Genomic DNA, 240 nt, shown 5'->3' with positions numbered 1-240 from the left:
ACGCATCCGCACCCGACTGGCGATGGAGTATGCCGACCGCGAGGCGCTGATGGCCTGTCTACAGCACCTCATCCAATGCGCCGGCAACGCCCGCCTGATGACCCCGGAACTGATGCGCGCGCTGTGCGATCACGCCGTCGGCAACTTCCGCGTACTCACCACGCTGGCCGCCGAACTGCTCACCGTCGCCGCCGAACGGGAACTCACCGTGCTCGACGAGAAGCTCTACCTCGAGGTGTT

The 240-nt window shown here is 65.8% G+C and carries 1 pseudogene; it reads left to right on the top strand.

From position 1 onward, the window contains the following. Window positions 1-240, top strand: a pseudogene (locus ACYQ2W_RS26920) (hypothetical protein); the annotation flags it as partial.

The sequence above is a fragment of the Endothiovibrio diazotrophicus genome, from assembly GCF_054657215.1.
Note: the sequence above shows the minus strand (reverse complement) of the source record. Positions and strands in the feature narration are given on the sequence as shown.